This is a genomic window from Streptomyces ficellus (genome assembly GCF_009739905.1).
GTDB lineage: Bacteria > Actinomycetota > Actinomycetes > Streptomycetales > Streptomycetaceae > Streptomyces > Streptomyces ficellus_A.
Map to the genome: position 1 here is coordinate 3217913 of NZ_CP034279.1, position 17180 is coordinate 3235092.

Below are 17180 nucleotides of genomic sequence, written 5' to 3' on the forward strand. Positions count from 1 at the left end.
GGTCAGTTCGCCATGATCAGGCTCATCGCCTCCGCGCGCGTCGCGGGGTCCCGCAGCTGGCCGCGCACGGCCGACGTGATCGTCTTGGCGCCGGGCTTGCGGATGCCGCGCATCGACATGCACATGTGCTCGCACTCGATGACCACGATCACGCCCCGCGGCTCCAGGATCTTCATCAGGGACTCGGCGACCTGGGTGGTGAGCCGCTCCTGCACCTGCGGACGGCGCGCGTACACGTCCACGAGCCGGGCCAGCTTGGACAGGCCGGTGATCTTGCCCTCGGTGGAGGGGATGTACCCGACGTGCGCCACCCCGCGGAAGGGGACCAGATGGTGTTCACACGTGCTGAACACCTCGATGTCCTTCACCAGGACCATTTCGTCGTGACCCAGGTCGAACGTCGTCGTCAGGACGTCCTCGGGCTCCTGCCACAGACCCGCGAATATCTCCTTGTACGCCCGCGCCACCCGCGCCGGCGTCTCCCGCAGCCCCTCGCGGTCCGGGTCCTCCCCGACCGCGATGAGCAGTTCGCGCACGGCGTTCTCGGCTCGCTTCTCGTCGAACTCGCCGATCGTTCCCTCGACGTCCAACGTCACCGGGTCGGTCATCTGTGCCTCGTTCCGTGGTGCCCTAAGTGCGCGCCCTACCGCGCACGCGAAAGCCGCGCCCCCCAGGCTAGAACCTGGGGGGCGCGGCTTTCATTCCGGGGCCGGGGCGGCCGGGGTGCGGCCGGGGCCCGGTGTCAGCTCTCGGGCCGCTCCTCCGGGACCGCCTCCGCGGCCGGACCGGACGGGCTGGCCTTGGTGACGTCCGTCGGCGTGACCCCGTTGGCGCCCGCGGCGCCGTTGGTCAGCGCCAGCTCCTTCGGGGAGAGCACCGGCGGCCGGGTGGACGGCGTACGCCGCGAGGAGCCGGTCCACGCCGGGCGGGCCGGGCGCTTGACGATCGGGGCGAAGATCTCGGCGATCTCCTCCTTGTTGAGCGTCTCCTTCTCCAGCAGCTGGAGGACCAGGTTGTCGAGGACGTCGCGGTTCTCGACGAGGATCTCCCAGGCCTCGTTGTGCGCCGTCTCGATGAGCTTCTTGACCTCTTCGTCGACGAGCGCGGCGACCTCTTCCGAGTAGTCGCGCTGGTGCGCCATCTCCCGGCCCAGGAAGGGCTCGGTGTTGTCGCCGCCGAACTTGATCGCGCCGAGCCGCTCGGTCATGCCGTACTGCGTGACCATGGCCCGCGCGGTCGCGGTCGCCTTCTCGATGTCGTTGGCCGCACCCGTGGTCGGGTCGTGGAAGACCAGTTCCTCGGCAGCGCGCCCGCCCAGCATGTAGGCCAGCTGGTCGAGCATCTCGTTGCGCGTGGTCGAGTACTTGTCCTCGTCGGGCAGGACCATGGTGTAGCCCAGGGCCCGGCCACGGGACAGGATGGTGATCTTGTGGACCGGGTCGGAGTTCGGGGAAGCCGCCGCGACCAGGGCGTGTCCGCCCTCGTGGTACGCGGTGATCTTCTTCTCCTTGTCCGACATGATCCGGGTCCGCTTCTGCGGGCCCGCGACCACCCGGTCGATCGCCTCGTCCAGCATGTGGTTGTCGATGAGCTTCTTGTCGCTGCGCGCGGTGAGCAGCGCGGCTTCGTTCAGCACGTTCGACAGGTCGGCGCCGGTGAAGCCCGGCGTACGGCGCGCCACGGCGGACAGGTCGACGTCGGGGGCGACCGGCTTGCCCTTCTGGTGGACCTTGAGGATCTCCAGACGGCCCTGCATGTCGGGGCGGTCGACGGCGATCTGCCGGTCGAAGCGGCCCGGGCGCAGCAGTGCCGGGTCGAGGATGTCGGGCCGGTTGGTGGCGGCGATCAGGATGACGCCGCCCTTCACGTCGAAGCCGTCCATCTCGACCAGCAGCTGGTTGAGGGTCTGCTCGCGCTCGTCGTGGCCACCGCCGAGGCCCGCGCCACGGTGCCGGCCGACGGCGTCGATCTCGTCGACGAAGACGATCGCCGGGGCGTTCGCCTTGGCCTGCTCGAAGAGGTCACGGACACGGGAGGCACCGACACCGACGAACATCTCGACGAAGTCCGAGCCGGAGATCGAGTAGAACGGCACGCCCGCCTCGCCGGCGACGGCGCGCGCGAGGAGCGTCTTGCCGGTGCCGGGCGGGCCGTACAGCAGCACACCCTTGGGGATCTTGGCGCCGACGGCCTGGAACTTCGCCGGCTCCTGGAGGAACTCCTTGATCTCGTGGAGTTCCTCGACGGCCTCGTCGGACCCCGCCACGTCGGCGAAGGTGGTCTTCGGCGTGTCCTTGGTGATCAGCTTGGCCTTGGACTTCCCGAAGTTCATGACCCGGGAGCCGCCGCCCTGCATCTGATTCATCAGGAACAGGAAGACCACGACGATCAGCACGAAGGGCAGCAGCGAGAGCAGCACCGAGACGATGGCGCTCTGCTTCGTCGGCGAGACCGTGTAGCCCTTGTCGATGTCGCCGGCTTCGTACTTCTTCTGGAGCGTGGCGGCGAGGTCGGATCCCTGGGTGCCGATGTAGCTGGCCTGGATCTTGTCGCTGCCCTTGACCTTCTGGCCGTCCTTGAGGTCGACCTTGATCATCTGTTCGTCGCCGGTGGTCAGCTTGACCTGGTCGACCTGGTTCTTGTCGATCGCCTGGACGACCTCGCCGGTGTCCACCGTCTTGTAGCCACCGGACGAGCCGACGACCTGCATCAACACGACCACGGCGAGGACGGCCAGCACGATCCACATGACCGGCCCACGGAAGTATCGCTTCACGTCCATCCATACGGAGCGATGACGCCCCGTCCCTCCTGCCCGTAGGTAAATGCTGCTATGAGAAAAGACTGTTCTTCGGACGGTACCCCAGCATTGTCACCCGCGACCGCCTTCCCATGCTCCAACGGCGGGAGGGCGGTCCAGGTTCCCGGGGCCCGGCGGGTGTCCGGGGCGGGTCAGCCGCCGTAGACGTGCGGGGCGAGCGTGCCGACGAACGGGAGGTTGCGGTACTTCTCCGCGTAGTCGAGGCCGTAGCCGACGACGAACTCGTTCGGGATGTCGAAGCCGATCCACTTCACGTCGATGGCGACCTTCGCCGCGTCCGGCTTGCGGAGCAGGGTGCAGACCTCCAGGGAGGCCGGCTCGCGCGAGCCGAGGTTCGACAGCAGCCAGGACAGCGTCAGGCCGGAGTCGATGATGTCCTCGACGATCAGGACGTGCTTGCCCTTGATGTCGGTGTCCAGGTCCTTGAGGATCCGGACGACGCCGGAGGACTGGGTGCCCGCGCCGTACGAGGAGACGGCCATCCAGTCCATCGTGACGGGGGTGGACAGCGCGCGGGCCAGGTCCGCCATCACCATGACGGCGCCCTTGAGGACACCCACGATGAGCAGGTCCTTGCCCGCGTACTCAGCGTCGATCTTCGCGGCGAGCTCCGCCAGCTTCGCGTCGATCTCTTCCTTGGTGATGAGCACCGACTTGAGGTCGGTGCCCATGTCTTTCTCGTTCACCCGGGTCACTTTCGTTGCAGCCTGCGTCAGCCTTGCCGAATGACCAGTCTGCCACCCTGGCGGCGCGCGACGACGCGGCCGGGCAGATTGATGGCTCCCTGACCCCGCCAGCCGGTGATCAGCCGGTCCAGTTCCTCGACGTGGCGGGCGAACAGGGAGCCGGCCGGGGCGCCCTCGGCGATGGCGGCGCGGCGCAGCACGCGGCGGCGGACGGCGGGCGGCAGGGCGTACAGCTTGGCGCACTCCAGGAGGCCCGCCTCGTCGCGTACGGACGGGTCGGCGTCGGCGGCCCAGGCGTCCAGGGCGTCGGCGTCGTCGCGGCACAGCTGGGCCGTCCGGGCGAGGGCCTCGACGACGCCCTTGCCGAGGGACTTCTCCAGGGCGGGCAGGCCCTCGTGGCGCAGCCGGGAGCGGGTGTAGGCGGGGTCGGCGTTCATCGGGTCGTCCCAGACGGGCAGGGACTGGACCATGCAGGCCTTGCGGGCGGTCTGCCGGTCGAGCTGGAGGAACGGGCGGCGGTAGCGGCCGGCGGTGCCGGACACGGCGGCCATGCCGGACAGGGAGCGGATGCCGGAGCCGCGGGCGAGACCGAGGAGCACCGTCTCGGCCTGGTCGTCGCGGGTGTGGCCGAGGAGCACGGCGGCGGCGCCGAGCCGTTCGGCGGCCTCGTCCAGGGCGGCGTACCGGGCGTCGCGCGCGGCCGCTTCGGGGCCGCCGTCGCGGCCGACGGTGACCGCGACCGCCTCGACCGGGCCGAGGTCCATGGCGGTGAGGCGGGCCGCGACCTCGGCGGCGCGGAGGTCCGAGCCGGGCTGGAGGCCGTGGTCGACGGTGACGGCGCCGGCGCGGACGGGAAGCTTGCGGGCCTCGAAGGCGAGGGCGGAGGCGAGCGCCATGGAGTCGGCGCCGCCGGAGCAGGCCACCAGGACGAGCGGGGGCTGGGCGGGCCGGCCGGGGGTTTCGCCGGCCGTCCCGGCAGCGGCGTGCGCGGCGGCGGCGGGCCCCGGGAGGGGGTGCTCGGGGGCGGAGTGCTCGGTGATGACGTCGTGGAGTACGCGGCGGACCGCCAGGCGTATCGCCGCGACCGCAGGATGGGGACCCATGTCCGGTGCCCTTCGTGTGAAGTTGGGGGGTGCCTCGGTCGGAGTCTTAACGGCCGGAGCGGGGGGTTCGGTCACTCAGAGTGCGTCGATGGTGACAGAACTCGGCCGATACCCGAGCATCGCACGCCTACCCACTGCCCACGGTCCCTCGGATGGGTGATTGGGGAGGCGTTCTTCTGCCGTCGGCCGGATCGGGCGCCTCATTCTGCTTTACGGTGCACCCTCGCGACCCAGTCCGCCGGTTTGGCGATCTCCGACTTGGTGGGGAGGGTGTTCGGAGAGGTCCACACCCGGTTGAAGCCCTCCATGCCGACCTCGTCGACCACCGCGCGCACGAACCGCTCGCCGTCCCGGTACTGGCGCAGCTTGGCGTCCAGGCCCAGCAGCCGGCGCAGCGCCTGGTCCAGGCGCGAGGCGCCCTTGGCCCTGCGCTGCTGGAACTTCTCGCGGATCTCCGCCACCGACGGCACGACCTGCGGGCCGACGCCGTCCATCACGTAGTCGGCGTGCCCCTCGAGCAGCGACATCACGGCGGTGAGACGGCCGAGGACCTCCCGCTGCTCGGGCGTCTGGACCAGCTCCACCAGCGAACGGCCGCCCTCGTCGGTCTCGCCCTCGGGGCGGGCGCCGGTCAGGGCCTGGGCCGCCTCACGCAGCCGCTCCAGGACCGTCATGGGGTCCATGTCGGTCGCGGCGAGGAATGACTGGATCTCACCCTGGAGGTGGTCGCGCAGCCACGGCACGGCGGTGAACTGGGTGCGGTGCGTCTCCTCGTGCAGGCTCACCCAGAGCCGGAAGTCGTGCGGGGCGACGTCCAGCTCCCGCTCGACGTGGACGATGTTCGGCGCCACCAGCAGCAGCCGCCCGCCGCCGTTCTCCCCGGCCGGCAGTTCGCGGGTGGCGGGGGCGAACGTCTCGTACTGCCCGAGGACCCGGGAGGCCAGGAACGACAGCAGCATGCCCAGCTCGACACCGGTCACCTTGCCGCCGACCGCGCCGAGCACGGCGCCCCCGGCGCTCGTCGAGCGGCGCTCCTGCATCTTCTCCAGCAGCGGCTTGAGCAGTTCGCGGAAGCCGGCGACGTTCGCCCTGATCCAGCCGGCCCGGTCGACGACCAGAACGGGGGTGTCCTCCGGTTCGTGCCCCTCGGGGATCATCCGGGTGAACCCCCGGACGTGCGCCTCGGACGCCTTGGCGTGCCGCCGCAGCTCGGCGACGACCGCGCGGGCCTCCTCCCGGCTCACCTCGGGCCCGGGGCGTACCAGGCGGGTCGCGGTCGCCACCGCGAGGTTCCAGTCGACCATCTCGGCACCACCGATGCTCGTCATGCGTCAACCGTACGTGCTCGGCGCCGGATCGGGTCAGGGTGCGGCGCCGACCGGCTCACGACACGAGCGCGGCGGCGAGGCGGTCCAGGGAAGGCTGGGCGGCGGCGGCCGACGGGGTCCGCCCGGCGAGGAAGGCGAACGCCAGGAGGCGGCCGTCGGCGGTCACCACCGTGCCGGCCAGGGCGTTGACGCCGGTGAGGGTGCCCGTCTTGGCCCGGACCAGGCCCGCGCCCGCAGCGCCCGGCGAGCCGTCGGCGTAACGGTCCTCCAGAGTGCCGGTGAAGCCGCCGACGGGCAGGCCCGTGAGGACCGGGCGCAGTTGGGGCCGGTCGGGGTCGGCCGCCCGGGCGAGCAGCGCGGTCAGCAGGGCGGCGGAGACCCGGTCGCCGCGGTCCAGCCCGCTGCCGTCGGCGAACCGCGCCCCGGCGAGCGGTACGCCCAGTTCGCGCAGTTCACCGGCGACCGCGCGGCCGGCGCCCTCGAAGCTCGCGGGGTGGCCGGTGGCGATCGCGGTCTGCCGGGCGAGGGCTTCGGCGAGGTCGTTGTCGCTGTGGGTCAGGGCACGCTCGACGAGCGCCGACAGCGGCTCGGACCAGGTCCTGGCGAGCGGGACCGCCTTCTTGGGGGCACGCGCGCGTGCCGGGGGTTTTCCGGCGTGGACGCCCTGGGCGGTGAGCAGGCCGGCGAAGGCGCGGGCGGTGTCGCCCGCCGGGTCTGCGGAGCGCGGGGCGGGCCCGGTGGCGGTGCCGCCGAGCCGTCCCTCGTCGGTCATCAGGGCGGTGACCGGGGCGATGTTGTCGTTGACGCCGATCGGGTGGCGTTCGGGTCCGGTGTACCGGGAGGTGTCGTACGCCAGCTGTACGGAGGTGACGCCGCGGGAGCGCAGGGCGCGGGCGGTGTCGGCGGCCAGGGCGCGCAGCCGGGCCGCGTCGAGCGTGGGGTCGCCGCCGCCGACGAGCGTGACGCGGCGGGCGTCGGGGGTGGCGACGACGGTGGTGGGGATGCGGTGGTCGGGGCCGAGGGCGGAGAGCGCGGCCGCCGCGGTGGCGATCTTGACGGTGGACGCGGGGGTCATCGGGGTGCCCGCGCCGCTGCCGTACAGCTGCTTGCCGGTGGCGGCGTCGACGACCGACGCCGTACGCAGCGGGCCGAGGCCCGGGTCGGCGAGCAGCGGCCCGAGGGCGCCCGCGAGGGCGGCGGCCGGTTTGGGCGCGGCGGGCTTCGGGGCGGCGTCGGCCCGCGGGGCGGCGAGGGCCGTGAGGACCCCGGGGGCGCTGGGAGCCGGCGCCGGGGCGGGCCGCTGCGGGCCGGCCGCGTGGTGATCTGCGCCACCTGTACGGGGCTGGGCGGCGGCCCGGGTGCGCTCGGCCGTACGCTGACCCGAGTCCCAGGGCCCGGCCAGGGTCACCGCCCCGGCCGCCAGGACGAGGCCGAGCACGGCGGAGCCTGCGGAGAGCCGCACCACCTTCGGCTCCAGCACGGCTGACCAGCCCCTTTCGCGAGCACACAGTTGCGTGAGGGACACTTAACCACTGAGCTGTGCCGCGAGCACGGCACCCCCGGTGAGCACGGCGGTCCGGTCCTGCTGGGGGAGCAGTATCACCCGACGTTTTGTGTTGATCTTGGAGGAGCCACCCGTGGAGTTCGACGTCACCATCGAGATCCCGAAGGGGTCGCGGAACAAGTACGAGGTGGACCACGAGACCGGTCGTATCCGACTGGACCGCCACCTCTTCACGTCGACCGTCTACCCGGCCGACTACGGCTTCGTCGAGGGCACCCTGGGCGAGGACGGCGACCCGCTGGACGCGCTGGTCATCCTGGACGAGCCGACCTTCCCGGGCGTGCTCGTCAAGTGCCGCGCCATCGGCATGTTCCGGATGACGGACGAGGCGGGCGGCGACGACAAGCTGCTGTGCGTCCCGGCCTCGGACCCGCGCATGGAGCACCTGCGCGACATCCACCACGTGTCGGAGTTCGACCGCCTGGAGATCCAGCACTTCTTCGAGGTCTACAAGGACCTGGAGCCCGGCAAGTCCGTCGAGGGCGCCGACTGGGTCGGCCGCGCCGAGGCCGAGGCCGAGATCGAGGCCTCCATCAAGCGCCTGGAGGCGCAGGGCGGCGCTCACTGAGCCCCCTTCCTCCGCCCGACGGGCGGCGCACCTGACCGGTGCGCCGCCCGTCGTCGTGTGTGAGCCCTTGGCCGTGCCCATACTGGGCAGGCGGATCGGATGGGTCGGATGGGAGTGAGGACGAGCACAGTGGCGCCGGAGACCGACGGTTCCGAGGACCGTAAGCCTCAGTCCGACGAGGCACACAGCGCCTTCACGCCCGTGCCGGGCGTGGAGCAGCCCTCCGGGCCCGAGGAGGACCCGCAGACGACGTCGGAATTCGCCCTCCCCGAGGGCCTGGCGCCCGAAGCGCCCCCCGAGCCGGAGGGATCGGCGTTCGCGCCGCCCTCGACGTACTCGGCGAAGGAGTCCCCTCCGGCGTTCACCCCCGCGCAGGGGTTCCCGGCGATACGGCTCTCCAAGGACGCGCCCTGGCAGGACCGGATGCGCACCATGCTGCGCATGCCGGTGAGCGAGCGGCCGGTGCCCGAGCCCGTCCAGAAGCAGGACGAGGCCGGGCCCGCCGTACCGCGCGTGCTCGACCTGACGCTGCGTATCGGCGAGCTGCTGCTGGCGGGCGGCGAGGGCGCCGAGGACGTCGAGGCGGCGATGTTCGCGATCTGCCGCTCGTACGGGCTCGACCGCTGCGAGCCGACCGTCACGTTCACGCTGCTGTCGATCACCCACCAGCCCTCGCTGGTCGACGACCCGGTCACCGCCAACCGGACCGTGCGCCGCCGCGGCACCGACTACAACCGCCTGTCCGCCGTCTACACCCTCGTCGCCGACATCAACTCGGACGACTACGAGGTCTCGCTGGAGGAGGCCTACCGGCGCCTCGCCGAGATCCGCCGGAACCGCCACCCCTACCCGGGGTGGGTGCTCACGGTCGCCGCCGGCGGGCTCGCCGGCGCCGCGTCGATGCTCCTCGGCGGTGACCTCGCCGTGTTCCTCATCGCGGCGGCGGGCGCGATGCTCGGCGACCGGCTGGCGTGGTTCTGCGCGGGACGCGGACTGCCGGAGTTCTACCAGTTCGCCGTGGCCGCGGTGCCCCCGGCGGCGCTCGGCGTCACGGTCAGCCTGCTGCACGCGGGGCTCCAGCCCAACGCGGTGATCACCGGTGGGCTGTTCGCGCTCATCCCGGGCCGGGCGCTGGTCGCGGCCGTCCAGGACGGCCTGACCGGCTTCTACATCACCGCCTCGGCCCGCCTCCTGGAAGTCGGGTACTTCTTCGTCGCCATCGTCGTCGGTGTGCTGTCCGTGCTGTACGGGGGCGTCCAGCTGGGCGCCAAGCTCAACCCCGAGGGCGTGGTCAACGCCGTCGAGCGGCCCGTCATCCAGATCCTCGCGGCGGTACTGCTGTCGGTGACCTTCGCGGTGCTGCTCCAGCAGGAACGATCCACTGTGCTGTTCGTGGCCCTCAACGGGGCCGCCGCATGGGTGATCTACGCGGCCATAGCGGTGACCGCGGGCGGCTCCACCGTCATGGCGACGGCGGTCGCGGCCGGGCTCGTGGGCCTCTTCGGGCAGCTGATGGCCCGGTACGAGCACACGTCGTCACTGCCGTACGTGACGGCGGCGATCGGGCCACTGCTGCCGGGCAGCGCCACGTACCTGGGGGTGCTGAACATCGCCCAGAACAACATGGACGCGGGCTTCACGTCCCTGGCGCGGGCGGCGGCGCTCGCGCTGGCGATCGCGATCGGCGTGAACCTCGGTGGCGAGATGGCGCGCCTGTTCATCAGCGCGCCCGGCTCGGCCGCGCTCCGCCGCGCGGCCAAGCGCACACGCGGGTTCTGACCCCTGGTGGGGTGCGGGTCGGCTGCCTGCCGGCGGGGGTGGGCCGCGGCCCCTCCGGGCTCACCTCCTCGGCGCCGGCGGCCTTGGGTCACACGTAAGGGAGCCGTGCCGGCGCCGCCAACGCCTGCGGGGGCGACCCTGCACGGCCGCGGCCCGGTCGTATCCCGGCTGCGGGCCGGTTGCGATTGACCGCGGCGCGGAGGGGCCGTGCAGGGTCGCCCCCGCAGCCGATCGGCGGCTCGATACAGCGAGAAGAGTAGATGGGCGCCCCGCCGACGGCGAGGAGGTGAGCCCGGAGGGGCCCCGACCGTACCCACCGGGCGCAACCAAGAGCACCCGCCCCACAGGAGCGAGCGTCAGCGCTTGGCGTGGCGGCCGCGGGCGGAGGGCGGCGTGCCGTCGTCGCCGGACGCGTCCTTCTTGCTCTTGGACCGGGCCCGCAGGTACTCGATCACGATCGGGACGACCGAGATCAGCACGATGAGGATCAGGATCGCCTCGATGTGCTCGTGCACGAAGTCGATGTTGCCCAGCGACGCTCCGAGCAGCGTCACGCCCGCGCCCCACAGGACGCCGCCGATGACGTTGAAGGTGATGAACGAGCGGTAGTTCATCCGGCTCACACCGGCGACGATCGGCGTGAACGTCCGCACGATCGGGACGAAGCGGGCGAGGATCAGCGACTTGGGGCCGTGCTTCTCGAAGAACTCATGGGCCTTCTCCACGTTCTCCTGCTTGAAGAGCCGGGAGTCCGGGCGCTTGAAGAGGGACGGGCCGACCTTGCGGCCGAAGAGGTACCCGACCTGGTCTCCGATGATCGCGGACAGCACGATCAGCGTGCACACCAGCCACAGCGGGGTGTCCAGGACGCCGGTGGTGACCAGCAGGCCCGTGGTGAAGAGCAGCGAATCGCCGGGGAGGAAGAACCCGATCAGCAGTCCGGACTCGGCGAAGACGATGACCAGGACGCCGATGAGGCCGAAGGTCTCGATGAGGTAGTCCGGGTCCAGCCAGCTCGGTCCGAGCGCTAGCGTATTCACGGTTCCGGGGCTCCTGGGTGGGGTGGGCGGGCGGTAAACGGCTGCCCAAAGCTATCAACGCTTCCGCCCTGCCCCCGGTTCCGTCCCCCCGGCCGGCACCCGGCCGCACTCCGGCCCCACCCCGGCCCGCCCGGGTCAGGCGTTGCGGGCCGCGTTGGCGTGGATGGCGTCGCGGAAGTGCTCGGCCATTCCGGGGGCGATGGCCTCGAAGTACGCGGTGAAGCGCTCGTCCGCGACGTACATGTCCCCGAGGCAGCGGTGCATCTCGTGGTCGCAGTCGTAGTGCCACTGGCCGATCTGGCGGCGGTGTTCCTCGGCCAGGTCCATCGCGCGTTCACCGGCCGGGGGCTCGCCGTCCGCCATCGCGGCCCGGTAGCGGGCTCCCCATTCGGTGGCCTCGTCCTGCATGCGCTGCCAGTCGGCCTTGGTGTAGCGGGCGGCCCGCGCCTGGGACTGCCGGTAGGCGTCGGTGTTGCCCCAGCGCTGCTGGACCTCTTCGGCGTACTGCTCGGGGTCGTGGTCCCCGAACACTTCGAACCTTTCCTCGGGCGTGAGGTTGATGCCCATCTTCTTCGCCTCCATGGCGTGTTCGACGGCCTCGGCCATCTTCTGCAGCTCGGCGATCCGCGCGGACAGCAGTTCGTGCTGGCGCCGCAGGTGCTCCCGCGGGTCCGCGTCGGGGTCGTCGATCAGGACCGCGACCTGGTCGAGAGGGAAGCCCAGCTCCCGGTAGAACAGGATCCGCTGCAGCCGGTCGAGGTCGGCGTCGTCGTAACGCCGGTGGCCCGCGTGGCTGCGGCCGCTCGGGGAGAGCAGCCCGATCTCGTCGTAGTGGTGCAGTGTGCGCACCGTCACACGGGCGAAACCGGCGACCTGTCCCACGGAGTAGCCCATGGCTGTCCGCTCCCTTCTTCTCGGTACGCCCCTCAGCCTGGTCCCTCACGTGACGTGAGGTGCAAGTCCGCGAAGGGGTCGCCCTCGCCGGCGAAGGTGTAGGCGCCGGCCTCGATGCGGGCGATCAGGCCGCGGGTCCACTGCGCCCCGGCGTCGGCGGAGTGGACCCACATGTTCATGATCTCGCCGATGTGCCCCAGGGACTCGGGGCCGTCCTCGGGGGTGTAGTACTCGGTGACGCCCGCCCGCCACCGCTCCAGTCCCTCGACGCGCTGCCGGAGCAGCGCGACGGCCTCCGCACGGGGCAGGTCGACGATGAAGCCGACGGCGGCGGACAGGACGTCCAGCTTCTGGTCGTACGCCGTGAGCGACTGGCGCAGCAGGGCGAAGTACTCCTCGGTGCCCTGGTCGGTGACCTCGTACTCGGTGCGGGGCGGGCCGCCGGCCGTGCTCGGCGCGGTTTCGTAGGCGTGGAGCAGTCCTTGCCTGGCCATCTGCTTGAGCGCGTGGTAGATCGAGCCGGGTTTGGCGTTGGACCACTCGTGGGCGCCCCAGAACTCCAGGTCGTTGCGGACCTGGTAGCCGTGTGCCCGGCCATGCTGGCGCACGGAGCCGAGGACCAGCAGCCGGATCGCCGACATCACCTCACGCCCTTCCTCTGGTCAATTTTGACCAGAGTACGCAGGGCCTGTCAGCCGTGTGCCATGGCGAGCAGCTCGAAGGCGTTCTTGCCGTCCAGCGACTCCCGGATGATGTCGGCGTGCCCGGCGTGCCGGGCGATCTCCTCCACGAGGTGCATGCAGAGCCACCGGACGGAGACGCGGGCGTCCTTGGGGTACCAGGGGGCCTCGGGCAGGGGGAAGGTGTCGTCGAGGCTCGGTACCCCCCGTACGTACTCCTCGGTCTGCTTGGCGACCCCATCCCAGAAGTCCAGGACGGCCGGGACGGTCTCGCCCTCCTTGAGGCGGAAGCTGTCCGCGTACGCGTTCTCGGTGTTCATCCGCTCGTTGGGCCGCTGCTGGGCCATCCGCAGCCAGGACAGCTCCGTCTCCGCCGCGTGCTTGAGGAGCCCCGAGAGCGACAGGGCGCTGGCGCTGGGGCGGGACGCGGCCTGTTCCTCGGTCAGTCCGGTCACCGAGCGGCGGAGCGCGCCGCGCTGTGCCTCGATGAAGTTCAGCAGCGCGCCGCGCTCGTCGCCGTGGGCCTCTGAGGGAACGTGAGTGACCATGACCTGGTCCGCCTTTCCGGTCGGTGCCTGTGACCGGCAATCTACGGGCACTTCAGGTCAGGGGCTGTCCTCAACTCACGGGCGGAGTGGGGAAGCGCCTCAGAAGGGGAACCGGCTGCGGCCGTGCTGGATGGAGATCCACTTGTAGGTGGTGAAGGCGTCGATGGTCGCCTCGCCGTTCAGCCGCCCCACTCCGGAGTGCTTCTCGCCGCCGAACGGCACGATCGGCTCGTCGTGGACGGTGCCGTCATTGATGTGGATCATGCCGGTGTGGATGCGCTGGGCGATGCGTACGCCGCGCTCGACGTCGCCCGTGTGCACGGCGCCGCTGAGCCCGTAGGGGGTGTCGTTGGCGATCCGTACCGCCTCGTCCTCCCCGTCGAAGGGGATGAGCATCACGACGGGTCCGAAGATCTCCTGGGTCAGGACCGGGGAGTCGGCCGGCAGGCCGGCCAGTACGGTCGGGGCGACGACGTTGCCCTCGGCGGTGCCGCGCACGAGCGCGGTCGCGCCGGCGTCGACGGTCTGCTCGACGAGCGTGGTGACGGCCTCGGCCTGGGAGGCGTTGATGAGGGGGCCGATGTGCGTGGTGGGGTCGGCCGGGTCGCCGGCCTTCAGGGTGCGCACCTTGGCGACGAACTTCTCGGTGAACTCCTGCTCCAGCGACCGGTCCACCAGCACCCGGTTCGCGGCCATGCACACCTGTCCCTGGTGCACGAAACGGCTGAAGACGGCGGCGTCGACGGCGTAGTCGACGTCGGCGTCGTCGAGCACGATGAGGGCGCTGTTGCCGCCCAGTTCCAGGACGGACCGCTTGAAGTTGGCGGCGCAGACGGTGGCGACGTGCCGGCCGACCCGGTCGGACCCGGTGAACGAGATGACCTTGGGCACGGGGTGCTCGATCAGCGCGTCGCCTATCTCGGCGATGTCGGTGATGACGACGTTGAGGAGTCCGGCCGGCAGGCCGGCGTCCTCGAAGATCTTCGCGACCAGGGCGCCGCCGAGGATCGGCGTGTTCTGGTGCGGCTTGAGGACGACCGCGTTGCCGAGGGCGAGCGCCGGGGCGACGGACTTGATCGACAGGAGGAAGGGGAAGTTGAAGGGGCTGATGACGCCGACGACGCCGACCGGCACCCGGTAGAGCCGGTTCTCCTTGCCGTCGACGGGTGAGGGCAGGATGCGGCCCTCGGGGCGCAGGGCCAGGTGGACCGCCTCGCGGAGGAACTCCTTGGCCAGGTGCAGTTCGAAGCCGGCCTTGGTCCGGGTGCCGCCGAGCTCGGCGATGATCGCCTCGGTGATCTCGGCCTCGCGCTCCTCGACGAGCCGCAGGGCCCGCTCGAAGACGGCACGGCGGGCGTACGGGTTGGTGTCCGCCCACGCGCGCTGCGCCCGTTCGGCGGCCCGGTAGGCCTGGTCCACCTCGTCGACCGTGGCCACGGTGATGGAGGCGAGCTTCTCCTCGTTGTACGGGTTGAAGTCGATGATGTCCCACGAGCCGCCGCCGGCCCGCCACTCACCGTCTATGTACTGCTGGGCCAGGTCTGTGAAGTAGGACATGCCATCCCTTCCCGGGGGGCGCGACGCGGGGTGTGATGGGACGTCATCCTACTGGCGGGTCAGGTGAGTTGGAGGAGACCTCGGAGAAGGTCCCGGCTTTCTTCGGGGCCGGGGCTGTCTTCGTGCAGCCGGCGCATCACCCGCTCGTACTGGGCCACTTCCTCGCGCTTGTCGAGGTAGAGGGCGCTGGTGAGCTGCTCCAGGTAGACGATGTCGGAGAGGTCGGACTCGGGGAACCGCAGCATGGTGAAGGCGCCGCTCTCGCCCGCGTGGCCGCCGAAGCTGAAGGGCATGACCTGGAGGGTGACGTTGGGCTGCTCGGAGACCTCTATCAGGTGCTTGAGCTGGTCGCGCATCACGCCGCGGTCGCCGTACGGGCGGCGCAGGGCGGCCTCGTCGAGGACGGCGTGGAAGTGGGGTGCCCGCTCGGACACGAGCGTCTTCTGGCGTTCCAGGCGCAGCGCCACGCGCCGGTCGATCTCGGCCCGGGAGGCGTCGGGCATGCCGCGGGTGACGACGGCGTGCGCGTACGCCTCGGTCTGCAACAGGCCGTGGACGAACTGCACTTCGTAGATGCGGATGAGCGAGGCGGCGCCCTCCAGGCCGATGTAGGTCTGGAACCAGCCGGGCAGTACGTCGCCGTAACTGTGCCACCAGCCCGCCACGTTGGCCTCGCGGGCGAGGCTGAGGAGGGGTTCGCGCTCGGCCTCGTCGGTGACGCCGTACAGCGTGAGGAGGTCCTCGATGTCCCTCGCCTTGAAGCTCACCCGGCCCAACTCCATGCGGCTGATCTTGGATTCGGACGCCCGGATGGAATAGCCGGCGGCCTCTCGGGTGATGCCACGGGACTCGCGCAGCCGCCGCAGCTGCGAACCCAGCAGGATGCGCCGCACCACGGAACCGCTCGATTCACTTGCGGTCACGTTTCCCAACCCTCCCCATCGCCGATGTGTACGCCGGAGCACCCCCGAGCTCCGAGACGCCGGATTCTGCCACCAAAACGCTTCACCGCGTACTCGGTCGGTTACGCAAAGACGAAGGCTTGACCGAGTCGCGACCCCCGGAGTGGCCCTCCGGTGAAAGTCGTCGCCGGAAGATTTGCCCAGCAACCGGCACGGGGGCGGACAGGTCGGGCGCGTGCACGTGCATCTGCCCTTGCATCAGGTGGTCCCATTCGGAACGATGGGCCTCGCGCACCTGCGTAGTCGTTCGTGTTGTCGCACCACAGCCGCGAATCCCGGGAGTGCCTCGCATGGGGACGAATGGATCGACCATGCTCGAGCCTTTAAGGCAGGGGCTTCCGCCGATCGATGCCGCTTCCGTCTCCAGCTCCGCCTCGTGCGCGTTGCCGGCCCGCTATGAAGCGGTGCGCGGCGCACGGAAGTTCACCAGCACGACCCTCGCCCAGTGGGACCTCACCGACCGGTTCGACGACGTCGCCCTGGTCGTGTCCGAACTCGTCACCAACGCGCTCCGGCACGCCCTGCCCGCCGACACGCCCCGCGAGGCACCGCACGACCCGCCCGTACGGCTGCACCTGATGCGCTGGGCGAGCCGGCTGGTGTGCGCGGTGCGCGACCCCAGTCCGGACAGCCCGGCGACGCGCGAGTCCGAGGAGGACTTCGCGGCGGAGTCGGGGCGCGGGCTGTTCCTGGTCGAGTCCTTCAGCGACAGCTGGGGCTGGCACCCGCTGGCCGGCACGCTGCACGGCAAGGTGGTCTGGGCGCTGTTCCGCCTCCCGGACGCGCCGCAGGGCGAAGCCCGGACGTCGTGACCCGCCGGGGTGCCTCCGGGCGCCCCGCCGGCACGCCCGCCCCTGACGTCGCTCAGCCGGCGACCAGGTGGTCGAACTCGCCGTCCTTGACCCCCAGCAACAGGGCCTCTATCTCGGCCGGGGTGTAGACGAGCGCCGGGCCCTCGGGGTGCCGGGAATTGCGCATCGCCACCTGGCCGCCGGGCAGTTTGGCGAACTCCACGCACGAGCCCTGCGAGTTGCTGTGCCTGCTCTTCTGCCAGACGACGCCGTGAAGCTCCGTGGCCGCCATGCCGTTGTACACGTGGTGCACAGGACGCTCCCCGAGATACATGTTGCAGGTGTCAACTATCGGGATCATAGCGTCGACTCACGCGCAGACGCGTGTGCAGATGCCTGCGCAGATGCACGTGCACGCGGGGTGCTCCGGTGATTACAGCCGCCCGCCGCCCTGGTGCTACTCCCCCGTACATCCATAGAGACGAACGAACGGCCCGGATGGCTCCCGTCCCGCGCCCGTCTTCTTCCTGGGCATGGAAAAAGACCCTCCCGGAAGAAGGGCCTTTGTCCCGAGCGGGCTTCGAGCGGGGTTCGAGCGGGGTTCGGGCGGGTTTCAGCGGGCCGAGGAGGCGTACGGCAGCAGGGCCATCTCCCGCGCGTTCTTGACCGCGCGGGCCAGCTGCCGCTGCTGCCGGGCCGACACGCGCGTCACCCGCCGGCTGCGGATCTTGCCCTGGTCGGAGATGAACCTCCGCAGCAGGTCGGTGTCCTTGTAGTCGATGTACGTGATGCGGTCGCGGTCCAGCGGATTGGGGCGGGACTTCGCGGGCCTGCCGTCGGCCGGGCGGCGAGGGGACAT

General features: G+C 71.0%; 17 protein-coding genes. 3 read left to right on the forward strand and 14 right to left on the reverse strand.

Going from position 1 to position 17180, the window contains the following annotated elements; all coding sequences use genetic code 11:
• Positions 1-2 precede the first annotated feature (2 nt).
• The 6 genes from folE to dacB all read right to left on the reverse strand — a co-directional run bounded on the left by folE (position 3) and on the right by dacB (position 7418).
• The gene (folE, locus tag EIZ62_RS14110; RefSeq protein WP_156693037.1) at positions 3-608 is read right to left on the reverse strand and encodes a GTP cyclohydrolase I FolE; all 606 of its coding nucleotides are present in this window, start codon (positions 606-608) and stop codon (positions 3-5) included.
• Positions 609-742: 134 nt separating this feature from the next.
• The gene (ftsH, locus tag EIZ62_RS14115; protein ID WP_156693038.1) at positions 743-2782 is read right to left on the reverse strand and encodes an ATP-dependent zinc metalloprotease FtsH; all 2040 of its coding nucleotides are present in this window, start codon (positions 2780-2782) and stop codon (positions 743-745) included.
• A 170-nt stretch (positions 2783-2952) separates the two neighbouring features.
• Positions 2953-3492 (reverse strand): hypoxanthine phosphoribosyltransferase, encoded by a 540-nt coding sequence (gene hpt / locus EIZ62_RS14120; RefSeq protein ID WP_132917781.1) that lies wholly within the window; start codon positions 3490-3492, stop codon positions 2953-2955.
• Positions 3493-3533: 41 nt separating this feature from the next.
• The gene (tilS, locus tag EIZ62_RS14125) at positions 3534-4610 is read right to left on the reverse strand and encodes a tRNA lysidine(34) synthetase TilS (RefSeq protein WP_156693039.1); all 1077 of its coding nucleotides are present in this window, start codon (positions 4608-4610) and stop codon (positions 3534-3536) included.
• Between the two features lie 200 nt (positions 4611-4810).
• A complete protein-coding gene (locus EIZ62_RS14130) occupies positions 4811-5938 on the reverse strand; it encodes a zinc-dependent metalloprotease (RefSeq protein ID WP_156693040.1) in 1128 nt (375 codons plus the stop codon).
• A 55-nt stretch (positions 5939-5993) separates the two neighbouring features.
• A complete protein-coding gene (gene dacB, locus EIZ62_RS14135) occupies positions 5994-7418 on the reverse strand; it encodes a D-alanyl-D-alanine carboxypeptidase/D-alanyl-D-alanine endopeptidase (protein ID WP_156693041.1) in 1425 nt (474 codons plus the stop codon).
• A gap of 157 nt (positions 7419-7575) precedes the next feature.
• Here dacB and EIZ62_RS14140 point away from each other — a divergent pair, with 157 nt between their 5' ends.
• Positions 7576-8070, forward strand: coding sequence for an inorganic diphosphatase (locus EIZ62_RS14140; RefSeq protein ID WP_073756976.1), 495 nt, complete (start codon positions 7576-7578; stop codon positions 8068-8070).
• A 108-nt stretch (positions 8071-8178) separates the two neighbouring features.
• The gene (locus tag EIZ62_RS14145; RefSeq protein ID WP_208827904.1) at positions 8179-9849 is read left to right on the forward strand and encodes a threonine/serine exporter family protein; all 1671 of its coding nucleotides are present in this window, start codon (positions 8179-8181) and stop codon (positions 9847-9849) included.
• 356 nt (positions 9850-10205) lie between these two features.
• On the opposite strand, the gene EIZ62_RS14150 is transcribed toward EIZ62_RS14145, so the two are convergent.
• The 6 genes from EIZ62_RS14150 to EIZ62_RS14175 all read right to left on the reverse strand — a co-directional run bounded on the left by EIZ62_RS14150 (position 10206) and on the right by EIZ62_RS14175 (position 15491).
• On the reverse strand, positions 10206-10889 hold the full coding sequence (locus EIZ62_RS14150) for a DedA family protein (RefSeq protein WP_156693043.1): 684 nt from the start codon (positions 10887-10889) through the stop codon (positions 10206-10208).
• Between the two features lie 135 nt (positions 10890-11024).
• A complete protein-coding gene (locus EIZ62_RS14155) occupies positions 11025-11783 on the reverse strand; it encodes a MerR family transcriptional regulator (protein WP_156693044.1) in 759 nt (252 codons plus the stop codon).
• A gap of 32 nt (positions 11784-11815) precedes the next feature.
• On the reverse strand, positions 11816-12424 hold the full coding sequence (locus EIZ62_RS14160) for a PadR family transcriptional regulator (RefSeq protein WP_156693045.1): 609 nt from the start codon (positions 12422-12424) through the stop codon (positions 11816-11818).
• Positions 12425-12474: 50 nt separating this feature from the next.
• Positions 12475-13011, reverse strand: coding sequence for a DinB family protein (locus tag EIZ62_RS14165; RefSeq protein ID WP_156693046.1), 537 nt, complete (start codon positions 13009-13011; stop codon positions 12475-12477).
• Between the two features lie 99 nt (positions 13012-13110).
• Entirely contained in the window at positions 13111-14568 is a 1458-nt protein-coding gene (locus EIZ62_RS14170) for an aldehyde dehydrogenase family protein (protein WP_156693047.1), read from the reverse strand.
• A 59-nt stretch (positions 14569-14627) separates the two neighbouring features.
• Positions 14628-15491 carry a helix-turn-helix domain-containing protein gene (locus EIZ62_RS14175; protein WP_156693048.1) on the reverse strand — a complete coding sequence of 288 codons (864 nt, stop codon included), beginning with the start codon at positions 15489-15491 and terminating at the stop codon, positions 14628-14630.
• Positions 15492-15820: 329 nt separating this feature from the next.
• Here EIZ62_RS14175 and EIZ62_RS14180 point away from each other — a divergent pair, with 329 nt between their 5' ends.
• A complete protein-coding gene (locus EIZ62_RS14180) occupies positions 15821-16342 on the forward strand; it encodes an ATP-binding protein (protein ID WP_156693049.1) in 522 nt (173 codons plus the stop codon).
• Positions 16343-16394: 52 nt separating this feature from the next.
• Here the strand turns inward: EIZ62_RS14180 and EIZ62_RS14185 are convergent, their stop codons facing one another.
• Positions 16395-16634, reverse strand: coding sequence for a DUF397 domain-containing protein (locus EIZ62_RS14185; RefSeq protein ID WP_156693050.1), 240 nt, complete (start codon positions 16632-16634; stop codon positions 16395-16397).
• Positions 16635-16934: 300 nt separating this feature from the next.
• The gene (rpsR, locus tag EIZ62_RS14190; protein ID WP_156693051.1) at positions 16935-17180 is read right to left on the reverse strand and encodes a 30S ribosomal protein S18; all 246 of its coding nucleotides are present in this window, start codon (positions 17178-17180) and stop codon (positions 16935-16937) included.

Excerpts from the sequence above, each read along its gene's own strand:
- folE (WP_156693037.1), bottom strand. The coding sequence starts at position 608 with ATGACCGACCCGGTGACGTTGGACGTCGAGGGAACGATCGGCGAGTTC.
- ftsH (WP_156693038.1), bottom strand. The coding sequence starts at position 2,782 with ATGGACGTGAAGCGATACTTCCGTGGGCCGGTCATGTGGATCGTGCTG.
- hpt (WP_132917781.1), bottom strand. The coding sequence starts at position 3,492 with ATGGGCACCGACCTCAAGTCGGTGCTCATCACCAAGGAAGAGATCGAC.
- tilS (WP_156693039.1), bottom strand. The coding sequence starts at position 4,610 with ATGGGTCCCCATCCTGCGGTCGCGGCGATACGCCTGGCGGTCCGCCGC.
- EIZ62_RS14130 (WP_156693040.1), bottom strand. The coding sequence starts at position 5,938 with ATGACGAGCATCGGTGGTGCCGAGATGGTCGACTGGAACCTCGCGGTG.
- EIZ62_RS14145 (WP_208827904.1), top strand. The coding sequence starts at position 8,179 with ATGGGAGTGAGGACGAGCACAGTGGCGCCGGAGACCGACGGTTCCGAG.
- EIZ62_RS14155 (WP_156693044.1), bottom strand. The coding sequence starts at position 11,783 with ATGGGCTACTCCGTGGGACAGGTCGCCGGTTTCGCCCGTGTGACGGTG.
- EIZ62_RS14160 (WP_156693045.1), bottom strand. The coding sequence starts at position 12,424 with ATGTCGGCGATCCGGCTGCTGGTCCTCGGCTCCGTGCGCCAGCATGGC.
- EIZ62_RS14165 (WP_156693046.1), bottom strand. The coding sequence starts at position 13,011 with ATGGTCACTCACGTTCCCTCAGAGGCCCACGGCGACGAGCGCGGCGCG.
- EIZ62_RS14170 (WP_156693047.1), bottom strand. The coding sequence starts at position 14,568 with ATGTCCTACTTCACAGACCTGGCCCAGCAGTACATAGACGGTGAGTGG.
- EIZ62_RS14180 (WP_156693049.1), top strand. The coding sequence starts at position 15,821 with ATGGGGACGAATGGATCGACCATGCTCGAGCCTTTAAGGCAGGGGCTT.
- rpsR (WP_156693051.1), bottom strand. The coding sequence starts at position 17,180 with ATGTCCCCTCGCCGCCCGGCCGACGGCAGGCCCGCGAAGTCCCGCCCC.